The 25,047-nt window shown below is 73.2% G+C and carries 25 protein-coding genes; 9 read left to right on the plus strand and 16 right to left on the minus strand.

Annotated elements, in window-relative coordinates; translation table 11 throughout:
- Positions 1-2 precede the first annotated feature (2 nt).
- Positions 3-1,889, minus strand: coding sequence for a PQQ-binding-like beta-propeller repeat protein (locus ACN9MM_RS16280; protein WP_426364301.1), 1,887 nt, complete (start codon positions 1,887-1,889; stop codon positions 3-5).
- Positions 1,890-2,025: 136 nt separating this feature from the next.
- Positions 2,026-3,831: an ABC-F family ATP-binding cassette domain-containing protein gene (locus ACN9MM_RS16285; RefSeq protein WP_426364302.1), complete on the minus strand. Its 1,806-nt coding sequence runs from the start codon at positions 3,829-3,831 to the stop codon at positions 2,026-2,028.
- Between the two features lie 93 nt (positions 3,832-3,924).
- Here ACN9MM_RS16285 and ACN9MM_RS16290 point away from each other — a divergent pair, with 93 nt between their 5' ends.
- On the plus strand, positions 3,925-4,197 hold the full coding sequence (locus tag ACN9MM_RS16290; RefSeq protein ID WP_426364303.1) for a CopG family transcriptional regulator: 273 nt from the start codon (positions 3,925-3,927) through the stop codon (positions 4,195-4,197).
- Positions 4,194-4,610, plus strand: a complete 417-nt coding sequence (locus ACN9MM_RS16295) for a PIN domain-containing protein (protein WP_426364304.1) — start codon at positions 4,194-4,196, stop codon at positions 4,608-4,610. Before ACN9MM_RS16290 ends, ACN9MM_RS16295 begins: the two co-directional genes overlap by 4 nt.
- Here ACN9MM_RS16295 and ACN9MM_RS16300 read toward each other — a convergent pair.
- Positions 4,600-5,889, minus strand: coding sequence for an acyltransferase family protein (locus ACN9MM_RS16300; RefSeq protein ID WP_426364305.1), 1,290 nt, complete (start codon positions 5,887-5,889; stop codon positions 4,600-4,602). The genes ACN9MM_RS16295 and ACN9MM_RS16300 overlap by 11 nt on opposite strands.
- A 231-nt stretch (positions 5,890-6,120) precedes the next feature.
- Between ACN9MM_RS16300 and ACN9MM_RS16305 the strand changes: the two genes are divergently transcribed.
- Positions 6,121-7,089 carry a hypothetical protein gene (locus tag ACN9MM_RS16305; RefSeq protein ID WP_426364306.1) on the plus strand — a complete coding sequence of 323 codons (969 nt, stop codon included), beginning with the start codon at positions 6,121-6,123 and terminating at the stop codon, positions 7,087-7,089.
- Here the strand turns inward: ACN9MM_RS16305 and ACN9MM_RS16310 are convergent.
- The 6 genes from ACN9MM_RS16310 to rsmI form a co-directional block, all read right to left on the minus strand.
- Entirely contained in the window at positions 7,086-7,982 is an 897-nt protein-coding gene (locus tag ACN9MM_RS16310; protein ID WP_426364307.1) for a 4-(cytidine 5'-diphospho)-2-C-methyl-D-erythritol kinase, read from the minus strand. The genes ACN9MM_RS16305 and ACN9MM_RS16310 overlap by 4 nt on opposite strands.
- Positions 7,979-8,851: a 16S rRNA (adenine(1518)-N(6)/adenine(1519)-N(6))-dimethyltransferase RsmA gene (gene rsmA / locus ACN9MM_RS16315; protein WP_426364308.1), complete on the minus strand. Its 873-nt coding sequence runs from the start codon at positions 8,849-8,851 to the stop codon at positions 7,979-7,981. Before rsmA ends, ACN9MM_RS16310 begins: the two co-directional genes overlap by 4 nt.
- Positions 8,852-8,911: 60 nt before the next feature.
- Positions 8,912-10,210 carry a ubiquitin-like domain-containing protein gene (locus tag ACN9MM_RS16320; RefSeq protein ID WP_426364309.1) on the minus strand — a complete coding sequence of 433 codons (1,299 nt, stop codon included), beginning with the start codon at positions 10,208-10,210 and terminating at the stop codon, positions 8,912-8,914.
- 72 nt (positions 10,211-10,282) lie between these two features.
- Entirely contained in the window at positions 10,283-11,152 is an 870-nt protein-coding gene (locus ACN9MM_RS16325) for a TatD family hydrolase (protein ID WP_426364310.1), read from the minus strand.
- A 52-nt stretch (positions 11,153-11,204) separates the two neighbouring features.
- A complete protein-coding gene (locus ACN9MM_RS16330) occupies positions 11,205-11,621 on the minus strand; it encodes a hypothetical protein (RefSeq protein ID WP_382867456.1) in 417 nt (138 codons plus the stop codon).
- 138 nt (positions 11,622-11,759) lie between these two features.
- On the minus strand, positions 11,760-12,647 hold the full coding sequence (gene rsmI / locus ACN9MM_RS16335; RefSeq protein ID WP_426364311.1) for a 16S rRNA (cytidine(1402)-2'-O)-methyltransferase: 888 nt from the start codon (positions 12,645-12,647) through the stop codon (positions 11,760-11,762).
- A gap of 52 nt (positions 12,648-12,699) precedes the next feature.
- On the opposite strand from rsmI, the gene ACN9MM_RS16340 reads away from it, so the two are divergent.
- Entirely contained in the window at positions 12,700-14,454 is a 1,755-nt protein-coding gene (locus tag ACN9MM_RS16340) for a dolichyl-phosphate-mannose--protein mannosyltransferase (RefSeq protein ID WP_426364312.1), read from the plus strand.
- Between the two features lie 58 nt (positions 14,455-14,512).
- Here ACN9MM_RS16340 and ACN9MM_RS16345 read toward each other — a convergent pair whose 3' ends face one another.
- Positions 14,513-14,908, minus strand: coding sequence for a hypothetical protein (locus ACN9MM_RS16345; protein ID WP_426364313.1), 396 nt, complete (start codon positions 14,906-14,908; stop codon positions 14,513-14,515).
- A gap of 153 nt (positions 14,909-15,061) precedes the next feature.
- On the opposite strand from ACN9MM_RS16345, the gene ACN9MM_RS16350 reads away from it, so the two are divergent.
- From ACN9MM_RS16350 to ACN9MM_RS16360, 3 genes are read left to right on the plus strand one after another with little or no spacing between them, the layout of a single operon-like run.
- Positions 15,062-16,699, plus strand: a complete 1,638-nt coding sequence (locus tag ACN9MM_RS16350; protein WP_426364314.1) for a penicillin-binding transpeptidase domain-containing protein — start codon at positions 15,062-15,064, stop codon at positions 16,697-16,699.
- Between the two features lie 55 nt (positions 16,700-16,754).
- Positions 16,755-17,252, plus strand: coding sequence for a YbaK/EbsC family protein (locus ACN9MM_RS16355; protein ID WP_426364315.1), 498 nt, complete (start codon positions 16,755-16,757; stop codon positions 17,250-17,252).
- A complete protein-coding gene (locus ACN9MM_RS16360) occupies positions 17,249-18,100 on the plus strand; it encodes an EamA family transporter (protein WP_426364316.1) in 852 nt (283 codons plus the stop codon). Before ACN9MM_RS16355 ends, ACN9MM_RS16360 begins: the two co-directional genes overlap by 4 nt.
- Before the next feature lie 18 nt (positions 18,101-18,118).
- Here the strand turns inward: ACN9MM_RS16360 and ACN9MM_RS16365 are convergent, their stop codons facing one another.
- On the minus strand, positions 18,119-18,901 hold the full coding sequence (locus ACN9MM_RS16365) for an SDR family NAD(P)-dependent oxidoreductase (protein WP_426364317.1): 783 nt from the start codon (positions 18,899-18,901) through the stop codon (positions 18,119-18,121).
- A gap of 182 nt (positions 18,902-19,083) precedes the next feature.
- On the opposite strand from ACN9MM_RS16365, the gene ACN9MM_RS16370 reads away from it, so the two are divergent.
- Complete coding sequence (locus ACN9MM_RS16370; RefSeq protein WP_426364318.1) at positions 19,084-19,851, plus strand: 2OG-Fe dioxygenase family protein; 768 nt, start codon at positions 19,084-19,086, stop codon at positions 19,849-19,851.
- A gap of 76 nt (positions 19,852-19,927) precedes the next feature.
- Positions 19,928-20,545, plus strand: a complete 618-nt coding sequence (locus ACN9MM_RS16375) for a LysE family translocator (protein ID WP_403541023.1) — start codon at positions 19,928-19,930, stop codon at positions 20,543-20,545.
- A 7-nt stretch (positions 20,546-20,552) separates the two neighbouring features.
- Here ACN9MM_RS16375 and ACN9MM_RS16380 read toward each other — a convergent pair whose 3' ends face one another.
- The 5 genes from ACN9MM_RS16380 to cbiQ all read right to left on the minus strand — a co-directional run bounded on the left by ACN9MM_RS16380 (position 20,553) and on the right by cbiQ (position 25,047).
- Entirely contained in the window at positions 20,553-21,059 is a 507-nt protein-coding gene (locus ACN9MM_RS16380) for a YbaK/EbsC family protein (protein WP_426364319.1), read from the minus strand.
- A 25-nt stretch (positions 21,060-21,084) separates the two neighbouring features.
- Complete coding sequence (locus tag ACN9MM_RS16385) at positions 21,085-22,140, minus strand: ArsR family transcriptional regulator (protein ID WP_426364320.1); 1,056 nt, start codon at positions 22,138-22,140, stop codon at positions 21,085-21,087.
- A 159-nt stretch (positions 22,141-22,299) separates the two neighbouring features.
- Positions 22,300-23,466, minus strand: a complete 1,167-nt coding sequence (locus ACN9MM_RS16390; protein ID WP_426364321.1) for a serine hydrolase domain-containing protein — start codon at positions 23,464-23,466, stop codon at positions 22,300-22,302.
- A 73-nt stretch (positions 23,467-23,539) separates the two neighbouring features.
- Positions 23,540-24,289: an energy-coupling factor ABC transporter ATP-binding protein gene (locus tag ACN9MM_RS16395; protein WP_426364322.1), complete on the minus strand. Its 750-nt coding sequence runs from the start codon at positions 24,287-24,289 to the stop codon at positions 23,540-23,542.
- Positions 24,286-25,047, minus strand: a complete 762-nt coding sequence (gene cbiQ, locus ACN9MM_RS16400) for a cobalt ECF transporter T component CbiQ (RefSeq protein ID WP_426364323.1) — start codon at positions 25,045-25,047, stop codon at positions 24,286-24,288. Before cbiQ ends, ACN9MM_RS16395 begins: the two co-directional genes overlap by 4 nt.

A 25,047-nucleotide genomic window follows, 5' to 3' on the forward strand; every position in this document is an offset into this window, starting at 1 on the left:
CCTCACTTGCTGAAGGCCATCATCGTCTTGACCTGCATCTCGTCCTTGTCGTTGGACGCCGACACACGTCCCGCCGCCACCACGAAGGTGCCGTTGCCGTAGGCGTAGTGCGCGCTGTAGAAGTTGCTCTCGATCTGGGCGGTCGACGCCGGGTGCTGGAGCAGGATCTTCGGCGCGCCGCCGGTCGGGGCGATGGTGGCGGCGGCGCCGCCCTTGTCGTACGACGGCTCCACGTACAGCAGGACCTGACCGCCCTCCATGCGCAGCGGCGTCATCGACTGCTCGCCGGGGGCCTTGGAGCGCCACTTGGCCTTGCCCGTCTTCAGGTCGAAGGCGACGACCTCGTTGGGCTTGCCGTAGTCGGTCTCGGTGGCCATGTAGAAGGTGTTCGCGTCGGCCGCGACACCCGTGCAGCCCTGGAGGTTCTTGCCGAAGATGACGAAGCTGCCGCCGCAGGAGGGCGCGAACTTGTCGTTGCCGCCCTGGATCGTCGAGCGGAGCCTGCCGTTGGCGTCGAGCGCGAAGATGGTCCACTTCTTCTGGTCGCGCTGGGTGGCCGAGACGACCAGCGGGTCGACCGAGTAGACCTTGTCGACCTCCCAGTTCGCCTCCAGCTGGAAGGTGAACTTCGGCTTGCCGGTGTTGGGGTCGACCTCGCCGACCGCCTGGATCTTCTTGCTGGTGCTGCCCGAGGGGCAGTCCATGGCGGCGATCAGCTTGCTGCCGCCCGCGAAGGCGAAGGGCTTGCAGCCGGTGTCGGCGCCCTTGAAGAGCTGGTGGCCGTCGGCGAGCGAGAAGCCGTACGCGCTGCTGGAACCGGCGGCGGTGACCGTGTTGCCGCTGATGGCCAGGGTGTTGTCGGAGAAGGCGAAGAGGCCCGTGGCCTTCGGGACGGCCTTCTTCCAGCCGGGCTTGCCGGTCTTGAGGTCGACCTTCTGGAGCTGGGTGCACTTGGCGCCGTCCTTGGCGCTCTCGGCGTAGCCGAAGACCATGGAGCCGTCGGCGGCGGGCTGCGGCGGGACCGCGCACAGCTCGAACGGCAGGTCGACGTGCCACTTGGGCTTGCCGTCGGCGAGGCCGTAGCCGTCGACGCCCTTGTACATCGCCTTGACGACGGTGTCGCCGACGATCCACGGGCCGAAGACGTCGGAGCCGTTGCGGGGCAGGTCGACGGTGTTCTTGAGCAGCCAGCCGACCTTCGCCTCGCCGGCCTCGCGGCCCGCGTTGAGGTCGTCCTCGCCCTTGTCGCCGTCGCCCGAACCGTCCCCCTGGTCCACCGACTCGGTGGGCTTCGGGGCGCCGGAGGACGTGGCCGTGGGCGTGGGCTTGGCGACCGGGTCCTTCTCGTCGTCCCCGCCGACGACGGCCCAGGTCGTGACGGCGGCGACCAGGACGGCGGCGGCGGCCACGGCGGCGACGACACCGGTCCGGCCCTTGAACGGACCGCCGCCACCGGGCGCCTGGGGCGGGGTGGGGGCGCCCTGATACATGGGCTGGGTGGGGTATCCGCCGTAGGGGTTCTGCTGCTGGCCGTACGGGCCGGGCTGCCCCGGCTGGCCCTGCTGCGGGTAGCCGTAGGGCTGCGGCGCGGGCTGCCCGTACGGACCGGGCTGCGCCGGCTGGCCGTACGGACCGGGCTGCGGCGCCTGGCCCGGCTGCTGCGGGTAGCCGTAACCGGGCTGCGGTGCCTGCCCGTACGGTCCCGGCGCGGCGGGCGGCGGGGACTGCGGCGCGGCCGGCGCCTGCGGCGGGACCGGCGGTGCCTGCGGCGGGGTCGGCGGCACGGGCGGCATGCCCGGGTTCTTGCCGAGGTCGTGGGCAGGCGGCTGGTTCGGGTCCTGGGGGGCTCCGAAGCCCCCCGGCGGCTGGTTGCTGGGCGGCTGGGTCATCAGCGGTTTCCCCCTTGACGTGAACGGGTTTTCTTTCTACCACTCACGCGATGGCGCAAAAGCGACCGGTCCGCCCCTTGTACCCAAGGGAGGACCGGCCTGTGATGCCCTCGTTATGCGCTTCGGCGGCCCGGACCTACGCGTCCTCGGCCAGCTCCAGCCAGCGCATCTCCAGTTCCTCGCGCTCGCCCGCGAGTTCGCGCAGCTCCGCGTCGAGCTTCGCCACCTTCTCGAAGTCGGTGGCGTTGTCGGCGATCTGCGTGTGCAGCTTCGCCTCCTTGTCGGAGAGCTTGTCGAGCTGCCGCTCGACCTTCTGCAGCTCCTTCTTGGCGGCGCGGGCGTCGGCGGCGGACACGCCCGGCTTCTGCTGCGCGGCCGCGGCGGCGGGGGCCGGGACCGACGCCTCGACCATCCGCAGGCGCCGCTCCAGGTACTCGTCGATGCCGCGCGGCAGCATCCGCAGGGTCTGGTCGCCGAGCAGGGCGAACGTCCGGTCCGTGGTGCGCTCGATGAAGAACCGGTCGTGGGAGATGACGACCATGGAGCCCGGCCAGCCGTCGAGGAGGTCCTCCAGCTGGGTCAGGGTCTCGATGTCGAGGTCGTTGGTGGGCTCGTCGAGGAAGAGGACGTTCGGCTCGTCCATCAGCAGGCGCAGCAGCTGGAGGCGGCGGCGCTCACCGCCGGAGAGGTCGCCGACGGGCGTCCACTGCTTCTCCTTGGAGAAACCGAACTGCTCGCAGAGCTGACCGGCGGTCATCTCGCGGCCCTTGCCGAGGTCGACGCGGTCGCGGATCTGCTGGACGGCCTCCAGGACGCGCAGCGTGGCGGGGAGCTCGGTGACGTCCTGCGAGAGGTAGGCGAGCCGGACGGTCTTGCCGACGACGATCCTGCCGGCGGCGGGCTGCTTCTCGCCCTGGCTGGCGGCCGCTTCGGCGAGCGCCCGCAGGAGTGAGGTCTTGCCCGCGCCGTTGACGCCGACGAGGCCGATGCGGTCGCCGGGCCCGAGCTGCCAGGTGAGGTGCTTGAGCAGCTCCTTGGGGCCGGCGGTGACGGACACGTCCTCCAGGTCGAAGACCGTCTTGCCGAGGCGGGCGTTGGCGAACTTCATCAGCTCGGAGGTGTCGCGCGGCGGCGGCACGTCGGCGATGAGCTCGTTCGCGGCCTCGATGCGGTAGCGGGGCTTGGAGGTACGGGCGGGGGCGCCGCGCCGCAGCCAGGCCAGCTCCTTGCGCATCAGGTTCTGCCGCTTCGTCTCCTCCGTGGCGGCGCGGCGCTCGCGCTCGGCGCGGGCGAAGACGTAGTCGGAGTAGCCGCCCTCGTACTCGTGCACGTCACCGCGCTGCACGTCCCACATGCGGGTGCAGACCTGGTCGAGGAACCAGCGGTCGTGGGTGACGCAGACGAGCGCGGAGCGGCGCTCCTGGAGGTGCTTGGCGAGCCAGGCGATGCCCTCGACGTCGAGGTGGTTGGTGGGCTCGTCGAGGACGAGCAGGTCCTGGTCCTCGATGAGGAGCTTGGCGAGCGCGATGCGCCGCCGCTCGCCGCCGGAGAGCGGGCCGATGACGGTGTCGAGGCCCTTCTCGAAGCCGGGCAGGTCGAGCCCGCCGAAGAGCCCGGTGAGCACGTCGCGGATCTTGGCGCTGCCCGCCCACTCGTGGTCGGCCATGACGCCGATGACCTCGTGCCGGATCGTGGCCTCAGGGTCGAGGGAGTCGTGCTGGGTGAGCACCCCGAGGCGGAGCCCGCCGCTGTGCGTGATGCGGCCGGTGTCGGCCTCCTCCAGCTTCGCGAGCATCCGGATGAGGGTGGTCTTGCCGTCGCCGTTGCGCCCGACGACCCCGATCCGGTCCCCTTCGGAGACCCCGAGCGAGACCCCGTCGAGCAGGGCACGGGTGCCGTACACCTTGCTGACGGCCTCGACATTGACCAGGTTGACGGCCACGTTGACTCCTGTACGGGGGATCGATCGACGTCCTAGGGTACGTCTCCGCGCACTCCCCGACCCACGGGTGGCATCAGCGGTAGCATAAGGGGCATGAGCGAGCCCACTCAGAAGTACTCGATCAGCATGCCACGGGACGTGGCGGAGGCCGCACGCGCGCGCGGGGGCCCGTCCGGGCTCTCGGCCTACGTCGCCGCGGCGGTCGCACGGCAGATCGAGCGGGACGACCTCAACGAGCTCATCGCCGTGGCGGAGGCCGAGCACGGCGCCGTCACCGACGAGGAGATCCAGGCGCGGCGTGAGCAGCTCCGGCGCGCACGCGCGGAGCAGGGCCGTACCGCCCCGGGCGAGGCGAGCGCGGCGTGACGCCCCGCCCCGAGGCGGTCCCCGGCGGGACGCTGGTCCTCGACAGCGAGGGACTCGCCAAGGCCGTCCTGCGCGACCGCAGTGTCACGGGCTGGCTCGCCCTCGCCCGCGCGGACGATCTGCGCGTCGTGACGAGTGCGGCCACGCTGGTGGAGGTGATGCACCCCCGGATCAACCGGGCCGCCCTGGAGTGGACCCTGTCACGCCTCGTCGTCGAGCCCGTGACCGACGCCGTCGCCCGGCGCGCGGCCGGCCTGCTCGCCGAGGCGGGGCTGCACGGGCACAAGTACGCCATCGACGCGATGGTCGCCGCGACGGCCCTGGCCGCGCCCGGCCCCGTCACCGTGCTGAGCTCGGACCCGGAGGACCTGATGACCCTCTGCGCGGGAAGGGCGACCGTCATCACCGTCTGACCCTCCCCGCCCGCTCCACCAGCAGCCACCCCGCCAGGGCCAGGCCGACGGCCGCCGGGGCCGTGACGGGGACGGCGATCAGGGTCGCCGCGTGTCCGTCGAGGAGCCCGGCGAAGCCCGTCAGGGACAGGCCGAGGACCCCGGACAGGGCAAGCGTGATCCCGAGGGCCGCGAGCCCGCCGCCCCCGTCGCGCGCCGGGGCCGCCGCGACCGGCGCCTCGAAGCGGCGGAAGACCGTGACGAGCAGCGCCGTGAGCAGCGCCGCCGCCGCGAACCGCGGCGGGACCTGCGCCCACCAGGCGCCCGAGGCCGGAGCCGGGAGCCGTGCGCCGAACCCGAGCAGCGCCCCGTACACCGCGAGCATGGCCGTCAGGTGCCACAGGAACGCCGTCATCGCGACGCCGTTGGCGGCGACCACCGTCCGCCACACCCCGGCACGGGCGACGAGCCGCGCGCCGGGCCCCTTCAGCAGCTCGACGCCGCCGACCAGCCACAGGCCGTGGCAGAGCAGCGCGAGGGTCGGCGGGGCCATGTTCGACACCCGCTCGCCGGGCATGCCGACCATCGACAGCGGGTACGGCCCGAGGGCCACGAGCGCGGTCGCGCCGGCGAGACCCGCCCCGGCGAGCAGGGCCGGGCGGCGGATCATGCCGTCGGCGCGGAGGAATCCGAGCTGGTGGACCGCGAGCCACACGCACGCGAAGTTCAGGAACTCGACGTAGGGCACGCCCGCCGCGAACCGCAGCACGTCCACGACGGCCGCCCCGCCCGCGAGCGCCCCGAACGCGCCCCAGCCCCACCGCTCGTGGAGCCTCAGCAGCGGCGGCGTGAACGCCACCATCGCGAGGTAGATCCCGATGAACCACAGCGGCTGGGTGACGAGCCGCAGCGCGACCCCGGTGAGCCCCTCGTCGGCGCCGGACAGCTGGAGCACCAGCGCCGCCGCGCCCCACACCCCGACGAACACCATCGTCGGCCGCAGCAGTCGCTGGAGCCGGGCCCGCAGGAAGTCCGCGTACCGGGGGCGCGAGCGGTGGGCGAGGGCGTGCGAGAAGCCGCCGACGAAGAAGAACACCGGCATCACCTGGAACACCCAGGTCACCGCCTGGAGTTCCGGCACGACGGCGAGCAGGTTCCCGACCTGCCCGTCGGCGGTGGCGGCCGCCATCAGCCAGTGGCCGAGAACGACGACCGCGAGCGAGGCGACCCGGAGCAGATCGACGTACCGGTCCCGTGTCGCCGGTGTGGCGGCGGCGAGTTCACGCGCGCTGATTCCCATACGGGCACGGTCCCGCGCCCGCACGGCCGGCCGTCAGGGCGCGGATACTCAACCGGCGGCTGAGTACGGGGCGCGACGACGGTCGGCGCGCGCCCCCCGTCCACCACCGGGCTCACTGCCAACCGGCCCCATGCCGTCGGCCACGCGGGCGACCTCGCGGCCACGGCTGCCCGGGTCCCCCGCCCGGGAACAGCGAGCCTCTCCTCAGACCGACCTTCCGAGGAGAGACCCTTGCCCAGACACCCGCGCCTGGCCGCCGTCGTCACCGCCACCGCCGCCCTCGGCGCCCTCGCCGCCGGCCCCGCGTCGGACGGCGATCCGGCCGTCACCGATCCCCGCGTCGTCGCCCACTTCGACTTCGCCGCCGGCGAGACGCCGGAGAACATCGCGCTGGAGCCCGACGGTTCCGCCGACCTGACCTTCGCCTTCGCCCACAAGGTCGTCCGCGTCACCAGGCAGGGCGTCACGACGCCCGTCGCCACCCTGCCCGACGTGCCGGGCGGACACTCGCCCGTCGGAGGGCCCGTCGCCTCCGGGATCGCCCGCGCCCATGACGGCACGCTGTACGTCAACTACGTCACCGGCACGAAGGAGACGGGCGTCTGGCGCATCGCGCCCGGCGGGGGCGTGCCGGAGCAGATCGGGTTCTTCCCGGCGGACGCCTTCCCCAACGGGCTCGCCCTCGACGAGAAGTGCGACACCCTCTACACGGCCGACACGGGCCTCGGCAGGGTGTGGAGCCTGCCGGTGGCCGGCGGCGAGCCCACGGTGTGGGCCACCGGGGCCGCGCTCGAACCCACCGTCGAGGTCCCCTTCGGCGCCAACGGCCTCAAGGTCCACCACGGCGCCGTGTGGGTGTCCAACACCGCCCGGTCGACCCTGCTGCGCATCCCGGTCCAGGAGGACCGGACGGCCGGCCCGATCGAGACCCGGGCGACCGGGCTGAACTTCATCGACGACTTCGCCTTCACCGGACACGGCGACACGGTCCTCGCCGCGCTGATCATGGACGACACGCTGGAGCTCGTACGACCCGACGGCACCCACAAGCCGGTCCTCACGGCGGCGGACGGCCTCGACAACCCGACGTCCGCGGCGGTGCGCGCCAAGTCCGTCTACGTCCCCAGCGCGGCCTACTTCACCACCCCGAACCCGGACCCGAACCTGCTCCTGGCCCGGATCTCGAAGAACAAGCTCTAGAGGACGACCGCGCCCGGCGCCGGGGACGTCGTGGTGCGGGCCGTGCGGCAGGTGCCGGAGGCGACGAGGGCGGCGGCGACGGTGTCCGCCGCCTCCGCGTCCTTCACCAGGAACGCCGTCGTCGGGCCCGAGCCGGAGACCAGGGCCGCGAGCGCGCCCGCCTCGGTGCCGGCCGCCAGGGTCGCGGCGAGCGAGGGCCGCAGGGAGAGCGCCGGGGCCTGCAGGTCGTTGGCGAGGGCGCCCGCGAGGGCGGTGGCGTCCCCGGTGCGCAGGGCCTCCAGGAGGGCCGGGGACGCGGCCGGCTCGGGGACCTCGGTGCCCTCGGCGAGTCGGTCGAACTCGCCGTACACCGCTGGGGTCGAGAGCCCGCCGTCGGCGACGGCGAACACCCAGTGGAAGGTGCCCCCGACCGGCAGCTCCGTCAGCCTCTCGCCGCGCCCGGTGCCGAGCGCCGCGCCGCCGACCAGGCTGAACGGCACGTCCGAGCCGAGCTCGGCGCAGATCTCCAGGAGCACCTCGGGGGGCGTGCCGAGGCCCCACAGCGCGTCGCAGGCGAGCAGCGCGCCCGCGCCGTCGGCGCTGCCGCCGGCCATGCCGCCGGCGACCGGGATGTCCTTCTTGATGTGCAGGTGCACGTCCGGGGAGATGCCGTGCCGGGCGGCGAGCAGCTCGGCGGCGCGCGCGGCCAGGTTGGTGCGGTCCAGCGGCACCTTGTCGGCGTCCGGGCCCTCGCAGGTGATCGTCAGTGCGTCGGCGGGGACCGCCGTGACCTCGTCGTACAGGGAGACGGCGAGGAAGACGTTCGCCAGGTCGTGGAAGCCGTCGGGGCGGGCCGCGCCGACCGCGAGCTGGACGTTGACCTTGGCGGGCACGCGTACGGTGACGCCGCTCATGCCTTCGCCTCCGCGATCCGCGCGAACTCCTCCACCGTCAGCGACTCGCCCCGCGCCTGCGGCGAGATCCCGGCCTTCACCAGGGCCTCCTCCGCCGCCGCCGGCGAGCCCGCCCAGGTGGCGAGGGCCGCGCGCAGGGTCTTGCGGCGCTGCGCGAAGGCCGCGTCGACGACCGCGAAGACCTCCCGCCGGGTGGCGGTGGTCGCGAGGGGTTCGGTGCGGCGGACCAGGGAGACGAGGCCGGAGTCGACGTTCGGGGCGGGCCAGAAGACGTTGCGGCCGATGGCCCCGGCGCGCTTGACCTCGGCGTACCAGTTGGCCTTGACGGAGGGCACGCCGTACACCTTGTTGCCGGGCTTCGCGGCGAGCCGGTCGGCGACCTCGGCCTGGACCATGACGAGGGTCCGCTCGATGGTCGGGAACCGCTCCAGCATGTGGAGCAGGACGGGCACGGCCACGTTGTACGGCAGGTTCGCGACGAGGGCGGTCGGCGGCGGGCCGGGGAGCTCCTGGACGTGCATCGCGTCGGAGTGGACGAGCGCGAAGCGGTCGGCGCGGGCCGGCATGCGGGCGGCGATCGTGGCGGGCAGCGCGGCGGCGAGCACGTCGTCGATCTCGACGGCCGTCACGCGGTCGGCGGCCTCCAGGAGGGCCAGGGTGAGGGAGCCGAGTCCGGGACCCACCTCCACGACCACGTCCTCGGGCCGCACCTCGGCCGTGCGGACGATCCGCCGGACGGTGTTGGCGTCGATGACGAAGTTCTGGCCCTTCTGCTTCGTGGGGCGCACGCCGAGGGCGGCGGCCAGCTCACGGATGTCGGCGGGGCCGAGGAGGGCGTCGGGGCTTTCGGGGCCGGTGGTGGTGCTCACCGGTACAGCCTACGGGGCCCCGGTACGGCCGACCTACGGCTCACCGGTACGGCGCCGCCCTCACCGGTGGAGCCGGCGGCCGCAGTGGGGCCACGGGCTCGCCCCCCGCTGCACGTAGAGCTTCTTCGCGCGGAAGGTCTGCTCGGCGGCGGGCGCGTCCTGCGCGGTGCCGCTGCCGCCGAGGGAGTGCCAGGTGCCGGGGTCGAACTGGTAGAGCCCGCCGTACGTCCCGGAGGGGTCGACCGCGTTCGGGCGGCCGCCGGACTCGCAGGCGGCGAGCGCGCCCCAGTCGAGGCCGTCGGCGCCGGCGACGGAGGTGGGCAGCGGCCGGGTGCCGACCCGCACCGTGCGGCCGACGGGTTCGCGGACGATCTCCTCGCCGGTCCTGCGCGGCCGCTGCGTGACGCCGTTGACCGTGCGCAGGCTGTACGTGACGCGGCGGACGCCCGGGACGCCCTGCCGTTCGACGACCTCGGTGCCGGCGAAGAGACCGGGGTCGCGGACGTACTCGACGGCGTACGGGACGGACTCCTCCCGCACCTGCCGGGAGCCGGTGATCCGCAGCACGTTCACGGTCTGGCCGTCGCGCGGGAAGGAGTCGGCGGGGACGGAGGTGGTGTCCTGTCCGGAGAGCGTGATCCCGGCCTCGGCGAGGGCCTCCCGGACGGTGGCGGCGTTCGTACGGATCGTCCGCTCGCGCCCGTCGGCGAGGAAGGTGACGGCCCGCTCGGTGCGGACGTCGAGGGCGAGGCCCTGGCGGGAGATGGCGGCGCCGCGCGAGGCCGACAGGTAGGCGCCCTCGGCGCGGACCCCGAGCTCGCGCAGCGCCCCCTCGACGGTCGCGGCGGTCGTCCAGACCTGGCGGCGCTGCCCGTCGACGGTGAGGGCGACGGGCCGCCCGTACCGGACGACGATCTCGTCGCCGCCGGCCAGGGGCTCGCCGGGGCCGGGGGCGACGATGTCGTGTTCGCCGACGGCGAGGCCCTCGTCGGCGAGGAGCTCGCGCACGTCGTCGGCGAAGGTGTGGAGGGTGCGGGGGACGCCGTCGACGGACAGTTCGACGGCCTTGTCGTCGGCGACGAAGGCGCTGGTGCCGCCGGCGAGGAAGGCGACGACGAGCGCCTGCGGGACGAGCTTGCGCAGGCCGTCCTTCCGCGGGCCCCCGCCCGGGACGCCGGCGACCCTGCGGCGGCGGGCGGCGCGGCGGGCCCCGGCCCGGGAGCCCTGCTCGGGCAGGACTCCCTGCGGGATCGCCGGTACGACGAGGGGCGCCGCCTGGGTCGGCTGCTCGTGCAGTGGCAGGGTCGCGGCCGCGCCCGCCCGCCGTCCGGCTCGGTGACTGCCCTGGGAAGTGCTCACGAGGCCGGGACCCTAGCCCCGACCCCGGTCACGCTTCATGACGACGCGACTACCGCACGTAACTGTTATGGATCAGTAATCGAAGGCGCGGGCCGTGTTCACGGCGATCGCCGCGGCCAGCTCGTTCTCCCCCATGCCGCGGACCTCGGCCATGGCCCGGACGGTGACCGGGATCAGGTAGGGGGCGTTCGGGCGGCCCCGGAAGGGGGCGGGGGTGAGGAACGGGGCGTCGGTCTCGACGAGGACGAGCTCCAGCGGGGCGATCGCGAGCGCGTCCCGCAGCGGCTGGGCGTTCTTGAAGGTGACGTTGCCGGCGAAGGACATGTAGTAGCCCTTGGCGGCGCAGATCTCGGCCATGGCGGCGTCGCCGGAGTAGCAGTGGAAGACGGTCCGCTCGGGGGCGCCCTCCTCGTCCAGGACGCGGAGCACGTCGGCGTGGGCCTCGCGGTCGTGGATGACGAGGGCCTTGCCGTGGCGCTTGGCGATCTCGATGTGGGCGCGGAAGGAACGCTCCTGCGCGGCGATGCCCTCGGGTCCCGTACGGAAGAAGTCGAGGCCGGTCTCGCCGACCCCGCGGACGTACGGGAGGGCGGCGAGCCGGTCGATCTCGGTGAGGGCGTCGTCGAGGGCCGCGTCGCCGCCGCCCTCGCGGGCGCCCTGGCGGGACCAGCCGTCGGGGTCGCCGAGCACGATCCTGGGGGCCTCGTTGGGGTGCAGCGCGACGGCCGCGTGCACGTTCTCGTGGGCGGCGGCCGTCTCGGCGGCCCACTGCGAGCCCTTCACGTCGCAGCCGACCTGGACGACCGTGGTCACGCCGACGGCGGCGGCCTTGACCAGGGCCTCCTCGACGGTCCCGGACTGCAGGTCCATGTGGGTGTGCGAGTCCGCGACCTCCACGAGGAGGGGCTCGGGCAGCGGCGGCGGGGCGTCCTTGGCACTCATGGTCCCGATCGTACGAGGGCCATGAGTGCCGCCGCGCGGGGTTACCGGTGACCTACTGGTGACGCCTGCGGTGGAAGAGGTCCGACAGGTGCCAGTGGTGCGGCACCGGCGGCTTCTCGGGGGTGTCCTCCGTCAGCTCCTGGCCGATGGGCCCGGCCGGCGAGACGGGCTTCGTCGCCCGCGCTCCGTGCTGATGCTTCTCGGTCGCGGCGATCAGGTCGAGCACCGACGACACCTGCCCCGCGCGCATGATGCGGACGACGTGGCCGCCGCAGTTCATGCAGGTGGGGCTGGACAGCGGGGACGGTACCCGCTCTCCGTCGGCCTTGTAGACGACGAATTCCTGGCCGGCGGCGTCGACGTGGTGCTCGATGTCGTACGCCTGCTCCCAGCCGTATCCACAGCGCATGCAGGCGAAGGCGTACGCCTCATGGGCGACGGATATGCCGGTGCCGGTGATCTCGCTCATGCCAGCTCCTCTCCACTGATCAGTGGACGCCTTTTCCGGCCGGAGCGCATCAGCGGCGGACGAACCATGGAAGGCTTTTGGCTCTTCCCTTGCCAAGCACCCCGCGAAGAGTCCCGGCGCCGGGTTCGGCTTTGCCTTTCAGGTTAGTCCTTTACCCTTTCCGGGGCCCGACGCGTCCGCATTCTTTGCCGCGACCACCGCATCGAACACCTCCCGCTTGGGAAGTCCCGCCTCCGCCGCGACGGCGGCGATCGCCTCCTTGCGGCGCTCCCCCGCCTCCTCGCGCACCCGCACCCTGCGCACCAGCTCCTCGGCGTCGAGTTCGGCGGGTCCGGTCTCCGGGGCGCCCTCGACGACGACGGTGATCTCGCCGCGCACGCCGTCCTTCGCCCATTCCGCGAGCTCGCCGAGCGGGCCCCGCTTGACCTCCTCGTACGTCTTGGTCAGCTCGCGGCAGACGGCGGCCCTGCGCTCGGCGCCGAACACCTCGGCCATCGCGGCGAGGGTGTCGTCGAGCCGGTGCGGGGCCTCGAAGTAGACGAGGGTCCGCCGCTCGTCCGCGACCTCGCGCAGCCGTCCGAGGCGCTCGCCGGCCTTCCTCGGCAGGAAGCCCTCGAAGCAGAAGCGGTCCACGGGGAGGCCGGAGAGGGCGAGCGCGGTGAGCACGGCGGACGGGCCGGGGACGGCCGTCACCTTGATGTCCTGCTCGACGGCGGCGGCCACGAGCCGGTAGCCGGGGTCCGAGACGGACGGCATGCCCGCGTCGGTCACGAGCAGCACGCGCGCGCCGCCGACCAGCGCCTCGACCAGTTCCGGCGTACGGGCGGACTCGTTCCCCTCGAAGTACGAGACGACCCGGCCCGTGGTGTGGATGCCGAGCGCCCGGGTGAGACCGCGCAGCCTCCGGGTGTCCTCGGCGGCCACGATGTCCGCGCTCTGCAGCTCGGTGGCGAGGCGGGGCGGGGCGTCCGCGATGTCGCCGATGGGGGTCCCTGCGAGTACCAGCGTTCCTGTCACACGGGACATCCTCCCAGCCCGGACAGGCGACGCGCACAGGCGCGTTCCCTACGATGGCGCGGTGACCAGTACCGCACCCGAGGCCCTGGAGGGCCAGCACCCCATGGCGGCGCCCGTGGCAGAGCCCTCTTCCTGGCAGCAGAGGCTGCGGCGCTTCGGCTACACGCCGCCCGCCCCGGACGCCGCGCCGATCGGCCTGCGCGAGCGGCTCGTCCCCTCGTACACCCGGCCGTCCGCCCGGACCTGGTCGCTCCTCGGCATCGGCCCCGGCGGCGCGGAGCGGCTGTGGCGGCTGGCGGCCTGGGGCGGTCCGCTGCTGGTCACGGCGGTCGCGGGCCTGCTGCGGTTCTGGAACCTGGGCAAGCCGCACGCGGTGATATTCGACGAGACGTACTACGCCAAGGACTCCTGGGCGCTGATCAACCAGGGGTACGAGGGGGCCTGGCCGAAGGACATCGACAAGACGATCCTCACCGACCCCGGCTCGGTCCTGGTGCCGACCGACCCCGGGTACGTCGTCCACCCGCCGATGGGCAAATGGGTGATCGGCGTCGGCGAGAAGCTCTTCGGCTTCGAGCCCTTCGGGTGGCGGTTCATGGTGGCGCTGCTCGGCACGCTCTCCGTGCTGATGCTGTGCCGGATCGGCCGCAGTCTGTTCCGCTCGACGTTCCTGGGCTGCCTGGCGGGCCTGCTGCTCGCCGTCGACGGACTGCACTTCGTGATGAGCCGCACCGCGCTGCTCGACCAGGTGCTGATGTTCTTCGTGCTCGCCGCCTTCGGCTGTCTCGTCCTCGACCGGGACCGCACCAGGAAGCGGCTCGCGGCCGCCCTCCCCGAGGACGAGGAGGGGGTCCTGCGGCCCGACGCGGAGATCGCGGAGAGCGTGCGCCTGGGCTGGCGGCCGTGGCGGATCGCGGCGGGCGTGTCCCTCGGCCTCGCGGCGGCGACCAAGTGGAACGGCCTGTACGTGATGGTCGCGTTCGGCCTGCTCACGGTCCTGTGGGACGTCGGCGGGCGGCGCACGGCCGGCGCGGTCCGCCCGTACCTCGCGGTGATCCGGAAGGACCTGGTCCCGGCGTTCGTGTCGGTGGTGCCGGTGGCCCTGGCCACGTACCTGGCGACCTGGACGGGCTGGCTGGTCAGCGACAAGGGCTACTTCCGGCACTGGGCCGAGGACCACGACAAGGCGGTCGGCGGCGGCACCTGGGGCTGGCTCCCGGACTGGCTGCGGAGCCTGTGGCACTACGAGTCCGAGGTGTACACCTTCCACGTCGGCCTCACCTCGCCGCACACCTACCAGTCGAACCCCTGGTCCTGGATCGTCCTCGGCCGCCCCGTCTCGTACTTCTACGAGTCCCCCGCCCCCGGCACGGCGGGCTGCCCGGTGACGGCGAAGGAGAAGTGCGCCCAGGAGGTCCTCGCCCTCGGCACGCCCCTGCTGTGGTGGGCAGCGTGCTTCGCGATCCTGTACGTCCTGTGGCGCTGGGCCTTCCGCCGCGACTGGCGGGCGGGCGCGATCGCCTGCGGCATCGCGGCCGGCTGGCTCCCCTGGTTCCTTTACCAGGAACGCACCATCTTCCTTTTCTACGCGGTCGTCTTCGTGCCTTTCCTGTGCCTGGCGGTGGCCATGATGCTGGGCGCGATCATCGGCCCCCGCGGTTCATCGGAAAGACGCCGGACTTTCGGCGCGGTGGCGGCGGGATGTCTCGTCCTGCTCATCGTCTGGAATTTCATCTACTTCTGGCCCATCTACACCGGCACCCCCATTCCACTGGACCAGTGGAGAAGCCGGATGTGGCTCGACACCTGGGTGTAGCGGGGGAAATGCACGGCGAAGGGGGCGCGACCGGTGGTCGCGCCCCCTTCGCTTGCGCTCACGCCCCGAGGAAGTGGAGCGGCAGGAGGACGGCGAGCGCGAGACCGGCCGCGGCCATCACCTTTGCCGCCGTCGGGCGCCGGCGCGGGTCCGCCCCGGAGGCCAGCCAGAGCAGGAGGACCGAGGGGAGGAAGACGAACATCCCCGCCAGGGCGCCGAGGTAGCTCCAGACGAGCAGCAGCACCGAGACGGCGCCGGCCGAGCGGGCGAAGCCCGGGGAGCCGGCGTGGAACAGCAGCGGCACGGCGGTGACCGCGGCGGTCGCAAGGACCAGGGAGAGGGAGGTGAAGCCCTGGTCGACCCACGCGGCCGACGCGGCCACGGGGGTGATCGCGGCGAGCAGCACGAGGCCGAACTGCCAGGGATGAACACCGTTTCGCGCATCGACCTGCATGCCCCGCCCCCGATCCTGAATACTTGAACGCGTTCAAAGTATCGTATCCGGGGACGGCGGGGGCAGGTTTGACGGATGTGGCGACAGGTGCTCGACACACGAACGTCCTGACTGCTTGACTCGTCGGTCCACCTGGGGAGGGGAGGCGCAGCCATGCGCAGCGGGGCCAAGGTCGCGATCGTGGGGAGCGTGTTCGCCGTCGTGGCGGGCGGAGTGGGGTACGGCGGCTACAACCTCTGGAACGGGGTCACGGGCGGCGAGACCGGGACCCGCTCCGAGTCCGCGCCGAGGACGGGGCCCGTCACCCCCGACGAGGTGACGGCCGCCGCGAAGGACTTCCTGGCCGCCTGGGCCGCCGGGGAGCCCGAGCGGGCCGCCCAGCTGACGAACGACCCGGTCACGGCCGGGGCCGCGGTCGCCGCGTACCGCGAGGGCGGCAAGGTCTCGAAGGCGGTCATCACGCCGGGGACGCCGGTCGGCCCGAAGGTGCCGTTCACCGTGAAGGCGACGATCACGTACGAGGACGTGTCCAAGGACTGGTCGTACGCCTCCGAACTGACCGTGGTGCGCGGCGAGACCACCGACCGCCCGCTCGTGAAGTGGCAGCCGAGCGTGCTCCACCCGAAGCTGACCGCCGCCGGCGCCCTGCGCACCGGTGTCGCGAAGACCGCCGAGGTGAAGGCCGTCGACCACGACGGCGTGGAGCTGACGGCGGGGAAGTACCCCTCGCTCCGGCCGGTCCTGGCCGAACTGCGCAAGCGGTACGGGTCGAGGGTCGACGGCACCGCCGGCGTCGAGACCTGGATCGACTCGGGCAGCGAGAACCTCGCCGACACCCCGCTCCTCGTCCTGCGGAAGGGGAAGCCGGGCACCCTGCGGACCACCATCGACGCGGACGTCCAGGCGGCGGCCGAGAAGGCGGTCAAGGGGTTCGGGCAGGCCTCGGTGGCCGCGATCGAGCCGTCGACGGGGGCGATTCGGGCCGTCGCCAACAACCCGGCCACCGAGTTCGACACCGCGCTCCAGGGACAGCAGGCACCCGGCTCGACGATGAAGATCGTCACGGCGGCGATGATGATGGAACACGGTGTGGCCGGGCCGGGCGACAAGGTCGAGTGTCCTCCCGACGTGCTCTCCAGGGGCCGGACCTTCCACAACCTCAAGGACTTCAGCATCCCCGACGCCACCCTCACCGACGCCTTCAGCCGCTCCTGCAACACCGCCTTCATCAAGGCGATCAGACCCCTCTCCGACAAGAACGTCGCGGACACCGCCCTCGGCGCGACCGCCCGTCGCTGGTTCGGCATCGGCGAGGAGTGGAACATCGGGGTCGGGGCGTGGGACGGCTCCGTGCCCGAGTCGGCCGGGAGCGAGACGCCCGCCTCGTACATCGGCCAGGGAAAGATCACGATGAGCGCCCTGAACGTCGCCTCGCTGTCCGCGACCGCGAAGAACGGCGCGTTCCGCCAGCCGTACCTGGTGGCGAAGGAGCTCGACGACCGCGACTTCGCCGAGGCCGAGCCGCTCCCCCGCGAGATCGCGAGCGGGCTGCGCCGGATGATGACGGCGGCGGCGACCCGCCAGGACGGCACCGCCACGCAGGCGATGTCCGGAGTCCCCTCCCCCAAGGGCGCCAAGACCGGCTCCGCCGAGATCGACGGCCAGGCCACCTCCAACAGCTGGTTCACCGGCTACTCCGGCGACCTCGCGGCGGCGGCCGTCGTCCAGGCCGGCGGCCACGGGGGCGACGCGGCGGGCCCGGTCGTCGCGCGGGTCCTGAAGGCCGGGTGACCGCCCACCGGAACCCTGTCGCGTGCCCCGTACACCGACCGCTAGCGTGCGGGCCATGACGACCGACGAGGACACCGCATCCGCCGCCCACCCCCAGTTCGCCGCCGCCCTCCGGGAGCTGGGTCTCGACGTCGAGATCCGCCGCTTCCCCGACGAGACCCGCACCGCCCTCCAGGCCGCCGAGGCCATCGGCTGCGAGGTCGCCGAGATCGTGAAGTCGCTGATCTTCGCGGCCGACGGGGTGCCGGTGCTCGTCCTGATGGACGGCGCCTCACGGGTCGACGTCGAGCGGGTACGCCAGGAGCTGGGTGCGCGGAAGGTCACCCGCGCGGACGCGAAGGCGGTCCGGGAGACCACCGGGTACGCGATCGGGGGCGTCCCGCCGTTCGGTCACCGCACCCGGACGCGGGTCCTCGCCGACCGGGGCGTCCTCGACCACGCCGTGGTGTGGGCGGCGGCGGGCACCCCGCACACGGTCTTCGCGATGGACCCGCAGACGCTGGTCGGGCACGCGGGCGGCACGCTCGTGGACGTCCGCGAGACCTCGGAGTGACCCCGCTCGTCACGCTCGCGGTCCTCGTAGCGGCCGTCACGCACGCCGGCTGGAACGCGATCGCGCACGGCATCAAGGACCAGCTGCTCTCCTTCACCCTCATCTCCGGCGGCGGGGCGCTGATCGGCCTGGCCGTGGCCTGCTTCGTACCGCTGCCCGCGGCGGGGGCGTGGCCGTACCTGATCGTCTCGGCGCTCCTGCACATCGGCTACTACGTCCTGCTGATGCGGTCGTTCTCGCTCGGCGACTTCGGCCAGATGTACCCGATCGCACGGGGTACGGCCCCGCTGATCGTGACCGCCCTGGCGGCCGTCCTCCTCCACGAGGTGCCGGGCGGCTGGCAGTTGCTCGGGGTCGCGGTGGCCTGCACGGGCCTGACCGGCCTCGCCCTGTGGGGCATCCGCGGCAAGGGCGCCCGCCCGCACTGGCCGGCGCTCGTGGCGGCGGGCGCGACGGGCCTGTCGATCGCCCTGTACACGTTCGTCGACGGCGTCGGCGTCCGCGCCTCCGGCACCCCCCTGGGCTACATCGGGTGGCTGATGCTCCTGGAGGGCCTCGTGATCCCGGCGTACGCCCTCTGGACCCGCCGCGCTGCCCTGCTCCCCGAGCTGCGCCCGTACGCGGCCCGGGGCCTGCTCGGCGCCGCCCTGTCGGTCGCGGCGTACGCCCTCGTCCTGTGGGCCCAGACGAAGGCGCCGCTGGCCCCGGTCGCCGCCCTGCGCGAGTCCTCCATCATCGTGGGCGCGGCCATCGGCGCCCTCTTCTTCAAGGAACGCTTCGGCGCCCCGAGGGTCGCGGCGGCGGGCCTGATGGTGGTGGGGATCGGACTGATGCTGCACGCGGGCTGAACCGCGGGGCATCCCCCCTCAGTCGCCCAGCACCTCCGCGAAGTGGGTGTTCACCGCCAGCAGGCCGCCGTCCACGCGCAGGGTCGTGCCCGTGATCCAGGAGGCGTCCGCGGAGGCCAGGAAGGCCACCGCCGCCGCCACGTCCTCCGGGGTCCCGACGCGGCCCAGGGGGTAGACGCGGGTGGCCAGGGCCGTGAGGTCGGCCTCGCGGCCCGCCCAGGCCGTGGTCGCGATCGTGCCCGGGTTGATCTGGTTGACGCGGACCCCGCGCGGCCCCGCGTCGCCCGCCAGGGTGCGGGTGAGGGAGGCGAGGCCCGCCTTGGCGGCGCTGTAGGCGTGCCCGCCGAAGTCCGCCTCCGCGTTGACCGAGCCGATCGTGACGATCGCCCCGCGCCCGCCGGCCGCCGCGAGGTGCGGCAGGGCCGCCCGGGAGCAGCGGACGGCGCCCATCAGCGTGACGCCGAGCTGGCCGGTCCAGCCGTCGTCGGGTTCGTCCTCGAAGCGGTCCCGGTCGGCGGCGACGGGGGCGAGGGCGTTGTTGACGAGGACGTCGAGGCGGCCGAAGGCCCGTACGGCGTGGGCGACGGCCCCGTCCACCGACTCCTGGTCGCCGACGTCGCAGCGCAGCGCGACCGCGCCCGGGATCCGCTCGGCGGTCTGCCGGGCGGCTGCCTCGTCGATGTCCGTGACGAGGACCCGCGCGCCCTCCGCCGCGAGCCGCCGGGCGGTGGCCGCGCCGATGCCGCGCGCCGCGCCCGTGACCAGTGCCGCGTACCCGTCGAAGCGTCTCGTGAGATCCATGGGCCGATCCCAGCATCCCGTGAAACCTTTTCGCAACACATTGTTCACGGAATTCACGGACGAATGGCAAGAGAACGCGGACTCGCGGCCATTCGGCCAGGGCCGAAAGTCTTTGACACGCACCCCGGCCGAATAACACGATCGATCCCGCCGACGATCACTTTTTGAGCCAGGGGGAAGAAATGGCTGCCCAGCAGCGCGCGTCCGAGTCGCACGAGTCGTACGAGTCCGGTGTCGAGGAGATCTGCGAATCGCTTTCCTCCCGGAGCTTCGACCTGATCTCCGGCGACAAGGTGAAGTCGCTCCTGCTCCGGCGCTCCGAGACCGCGATCGACGACCTGGAGCCGTTCCGCGACAGCTGGTCCCGGATGCCGCTCGACGGCTACATGGCGGACGGCGGGCGCTACCGCCGTCGCCGGCACGCGACGCTGAGCGCGCCCCGGGCGAGCGCCGACTACCGCTTCGAGACCCACCAGCCGCACTACCAGGGCCTCGACTACAACAACCTCAACGGCGGCGTGGCCCGGCACTACGAGCCGTTCGAGGACCAGATCCTGCGCGGCCGCACGATGGACAGCCTGCTGACGCTGGGCTGCGACATCTTCGGTCGCCTCGCCCCGTACTCGGGCTGGCACATCGAGGCCCACCAGTTCCGCATCGAGGTGAACGGCGAGGAGGTCGGCCTGCCGACCCCCGAGGGCGTCCACCGCGACGGCGTGACCTTCGTCCTGATGGCGATGGTCGGCCGCTCGAACGCCACCGGCGGCGAGTCCACCGTGTTCAACCTGGACAAGCAGCCGGTGGAGAAGTTCTCCCTCACCGACCCCCTCGACCTGGCGCTCGTCAACGACGAGCGGGTCTTCCACGGCGTCACGCCCATCGAGCAGGTGGACCCCGCCGCCCCGGCCTCGCGCGACGTGCTGGTGATCACCTACCGTCACAAGCCGTAAGTGTCCGGTGCGGCGCGGGGGGCGGCCACGACGGCGCCCCCCGCGCTGTTCACCACCCGAGTGAGAAGACGGGAAAATGGGTCAGCTAATCGCCGTAGCGGTCATCACCATTCTGGCAGTCATCAGTCCCGGTGCGGACTTCGCGATGACCGTACGGAACAGCTATTTGTACGGGCGGACCGCCGGCGTTCTCGCTGCCGTCGGCATTTCCCTGGGCGTTCTCGTCCATGTCACCTACACCATGCTCGGCGTGGGACTTCTGGTGACCCGGACCCCGATGCTTTTCACCGCGATGAAACTGATCGGCGCCGCGTACCTGGTGTACATCGGGTACAAGACGTTCGTCACCAAGGCCCAGGTGGACATCGACCTGTCGAGCGACGCCGGCCTGTCGAAGGCGGGGGCGCTGCGCACCGGCTTCCTGACGAACGCGCTCAACCCGAAGACCATGCTCTTCGTGCTGAGCACCTACACCCAGGTCGTCAGCGCCGACACCCCGGTCTTCCAGCAGGTCGGCTACGGCCTGTTCATGTCGCTCGCGCACCTGGTGTGGTTCGCGCTGGCCGCGGTGCTCTTCTCGAACCAGTCCCTGCGCACCCGGCTGCTGCAGCGGCAGAGCGTGCTCAACAAGGTGATCGGGACGATCCTCGTGGGGCTCGGGATGGTGCTCGCCCTCACCCCGTCCGTGGCGTGAGAAGGCCTCAGACCGTCGAGACCCGTTCCACGCGCGGCTCGGCGATCGCCCGGTAGTCCTCGGCGGAGAGGGCGAGCGAGCGGTCGAGCCGGGCCGCGTTGAAGAAGAACTCATCGTGGACCAGCAGGTCGGGGTCCACGATGAGTTCGAGGCGCTCGTCGAAGGCGAAGGGGAGGATCGTGCCGCTCTGCGAGCCCGCGAGCTCCTCCGCGATCTCCGGGGAGGCGAAGGAGACGTACGTGCCGCCGTACAGCGCCTTCACGGCGCCCAGGTCGATGCGCCGGTCGCCCGGTACGACGACGAGCGCGAAGCGCTTCTCCTTCTTGCCGATCTTCACCATGGCGATGATGCACTTGGCCGCCCGGTCGAGCGCGTGGCCCCGCAGCGCGCTGACCGCCTCGGTGGCGCCCTCGGGGGCGTGCTCGATCACCCGGTAGGCCGCGCCGCGCTCGTCGAGCAGGGCGAGCAGCTTCTCGTAGGTGTCGTTCACAACGCCCGTACCGTCCGTGCCCATTCGGTTCCTCCTGCTTTCAACTGGTTTACGCATCGGGTGCGTTGACCCTACGCCTGTTGTCCATGTGCCGGAGCAGCGCGACACCCGGGCCGTCCAGCTCGTACAGCACCCGTACGCCCTCCCGGCGCCGCCGCACCACGCCCGCGGCGACGAGGGCGGTGAGGTGCTCGGAGACCGTGCTCGGGGCGAGCCCGAGGGCCGCGGCCAGGTCCGAGGTGGTGGTGGGGGCGACGAGGCCGCGGACGACGCCGGCCCGGCTGCGGCCGAGCAGGATCTCCAGACGGTCCCCGCGCGCGGGATCCTCGGCGGCGCCCCGCCGGCCCGGCGGGCGCGCCTCCCCGAGGAGCACGGCGGCCCCCTCGGCCTGGTAGGAGACGGCCGTCGTGCCGTCGGGCGCGGACGCGGAGTACGGGGCTCCCCTGCCGAACACCAGGGGGACGAGGACGAGCCGGGAGACGTCCGGCACCGCGGTCCGGCCGCTCGCGGCGGTGCCGTGCAGCCTCAGGACGTCACCGTGCCGCGAGAGCCGCCGCCCGCGCAGGGCCCCGAGCAGCCGCTCGGGGCCCTGCGTGGCGAGGATCCGGGCGCGCAGCAGGATGTCCTCCTCCGTCGCGACGCGCAGCGGCGCCTCGTACGGGGCCAGGGCCGCGCGCCGGTACCGGGGCAGGAAGTCGCGGAGCTCGGCGAGGCGGGCCCGCGGATCCGCGTACAGGGGCCGCACCTCGGCGGGGACGCCCTGCGGGAACCACTGCTCCAGCTCCTCCCGGACGCGGGCGGGGGGCACGGCGGCGAGCGCGGCGAGGTCGGCCGTGAGGTCACCCCGGGACGGGCGGGGGACGACGAGGAGGAACGACGGGAGGGCGCCGCCGCGGGCGCGGTACAGATGGACGAGCCAGCCCGGGATGGTCACCTCGGCCCGGGTCAGCGAACGGCGGGCCGCCCGGTCCCAGTTGGTGTACGGCCACGGCGCGAGACCGCGCCGGGTGGAGAGCAGCCCGATGCTGCCGTACGTCTCCCAGAGCCGGCTGTCGGCGATCCGGACCGTTCCGCATCCGGACCGCCGCAGCGGAATCTCGATCACCACGCACCCCCGCGCCCGCTCCCCCGGTCAGAGGAGCGGCCACACGGTATCGGCCAGGTGGCCGGGGAACTGTCCGGCTGCCGTGCACAATGTCAAGTCGCCGTGCAGGAAACGCTTTTCGGCCGGTCAGAGCGTGTTTTCGGCCCGCCGGGCCGGTTCTCACCCCAGGACGGAGCGCACCGCCCGGACGAGCGCCTGGGCACGCGGGTCGGCCGTGACCGTCTTGCGCATGCCGTTGGTGACGTACCCGAAGGCGATCCCGGATTCCGGGTCGGCGAAGCCGAGGGAGCCGCCGCGGCCGGGGTGGCCGAAGGAGGAGGGGCCGAGCAGCGGGGAGGCCGGGCCGTGCAGCATGTGGCCGAGGCCGAAGCGGGTGCCGACCAGGAGGACCCGGTCCGGGCCCGCGGACTCCTCCGTACGGGCCAGGGTGAGCGTCGCCGGGGCGAAGAGGCGCTCGGCGCCGTCGACGGGCCCGAGGGTGGCGGCGTAGAAGCGGGCGAGGGCGCGGGCGGTGGCGACGCCCGCCGAGCCGGGCAGTTCGGCGGCCCGGTAGACGGGGTCGTTCTCGTCGGGCTTGGGATCGATGACGCCGAACGCGCGCCGGGTGAGGGACTCCGGGTCCCCGTAGGCCTCGGTGACGGAGCGCTTGGGGCGGAGCCTGAGCGCGCCGCCGCCGGGCGGGTCGATCTCCTCGACGGGGCCGAGCCGGCCGACCCGGTGGGTCTCGGCGGCGGGCAGGCCGATCCACAGGTCGAGGCCGAGGGGGCCGGTGATCTCCTCGGCGACCCAGCGGCCGACGGTGCGGCCGGTGACCCGGTGGACGAGCCCGGAGAGCAGCCAGCTGAAGGTGTGGGCGTGGTAGCCGTGGGCGGTGCCGGGCTCCCAGACGGGGGCCTGGGCGGCTATCGCGGCCGTCGCCGTGGGGAGGTCGACCGCCTCGGCGAGGCTGAGGGGCCGGTCGAGGACGGGCACCCCGGCCCGGTGCGCGAGGAGCTGCCGTACGGTCACCCGGTCCTTGCCGTGGGCCTTGAACTCGGGCCAGTACGCGGCGACGGGGGCGTCCAGGTCCAGCAGACCGCGCTGGTGCAGGAGCAGGGGGACGGCGGCGGCGACGCCCTTGGTGGCCGAGCGGACGACCTGGGCGGTGCCGGCCGTCCACGGCTCCGTGCCGTCGACGTCCTTCACGCCCGCCCACAGGTCGACGACCTTCTCGCCGTCGCGGTGGACGGCGACGGCCGCGCCGCGCTCGCCCCGCTGCTCGAAGTTGCGCAGGAACGCGTCCCTGACCGGCTCCCAGCCCGCCGCCACCGTGCCCTGGACGTCCACGTCCCCACTCCTCACTCGCCGATCCGACCCCCCATGGTGCAACGCGGCCGGCGGGGGACGGATTCCGGGGGCCTCAGTCCACCGAGCCCGGGACGAAGCCGAACGGCAGCTCCAGGCGGTGCCGGGCCATCAGCTCCTCGTCGGCGAGGATGTCGCCGGTCCGCCCGTCGGCGGCGATGGTGCCCTCGCTGAGGATCACCGCGCGCGGGCAGAGCTCCAGGGCGTACGGCAGGTCGTGGGTGACCATCAGGACGGTCACGTCGAGCGCCCTGAGGATGTCGGCGAGCTCGCGGCGGGAGGCCGGGTCCAGGTTGGAGGAGGGCTCGTCGAGGACGAGGATCTCCGGCTCCATGGCGAGGACCGTGGCGACGGCGACCCGGCGGCGCTGCCCGAAGGAGAGGTGATGCGGGGGCCGGTCGGCGAACTCCGTCATGCCGACCCGGTCGAGGGCCCCCCGCACCACGGCGTCGAGCTCGGCGCCCCGGACCCCGGCGGCGGCCGGGCCGAAGGCCACGTCCTCGCGGACGGTCGGCATGAACAGCTGGTCGTCGGGGTCCTGGAAGACGATGCCGACCCTGCGGCGGATCTCGGCCATGTGCTGCCTGCCGACCGGCAGCCCGGCGACGGTGACGCTGCCCGCGCCGCCGGTGAGGATGCCGTTGAGGTGGAGCACGAGGGTGGTCTTGCCGGCGCCGTTGGGGCCGAGGAGGGCGACCCGTTCGCCGCGTCCGACGGTCAGGTCCACGCCGAAGAGGGCCTGGTGGCCGTCGGGGTACGCGTACGCCAGGCCGCGTACGTCCAGCGAGGGGGCGGGGGCGGTCATAGGGTCCATCCCAGGAGGCAGATCAGGAGTGCGGTGAGCGGCAGGGCGGCGGCGTACGCCCACTGGGCGCGGGTGGCGGTGACCTCGTCGATGACCGGCATGGTGCCGGTGTAGCCGCGGCTGACCATGGCGAGGTGGACGCGTTCGCCGCGCTCGTAGGAGCGGATGAAGAGCGCGCCCGCGGACTTGGCGAGGACGCCCCAGTGGCGGACGCCCTTCGCCTCGAAGCCGCGGGAGCGGCGGGCGACGGACATGCGGCGCATCTCGTCGGTGATGACGTCGCCGTACCGGATCATGAACGAGGCGATCTGGACGAGCAGCGGCGGCAGCTTCAGCCGCTGGAGGCCGAGGATCAGGGCCCGCAGTTCGGTGGTGGAGGCGAGGAGCACGGAGGCGGCGACGCCGAGGGTGCCCTTGGCGAGGACGTTCCAGGCGCCCCACAGGCCGGGGACGCTCAGCGAGACCCCGAGGAGGGTCGTCTTCTCGCCGGGCACCACGAAGGGCATGAGCAGCGCGAAGGCGACGAACGGGACCTCGATGAGCAGCCGCTTGAGCAGGAAGCCGGCCGGGATCCGGGCCTTCGCCGCGACGCCCGCGAGGAGTGCGGCGTAGAGGGCGAAGGCCCAGACGGCCTCGCGGGGCGTCGAGACGACGACCACGACGAAGCCGAGGACGGCGGCGAGCTTGGTGTGCGGGGGCAGCCCGTGGACCGGCGACCGCCCGTCCCGGTAGAGCCTGTGCGCGTGCCCCGCACCCAT

The organism is Streptomyces sp. E-08 (assembly GCF_049913095.1).
Classification (GTDB): Bacteria; Actinomycetota; Actinomycetes; order Streptomycetales; family Streptomycetaceae; genus Streptomyces.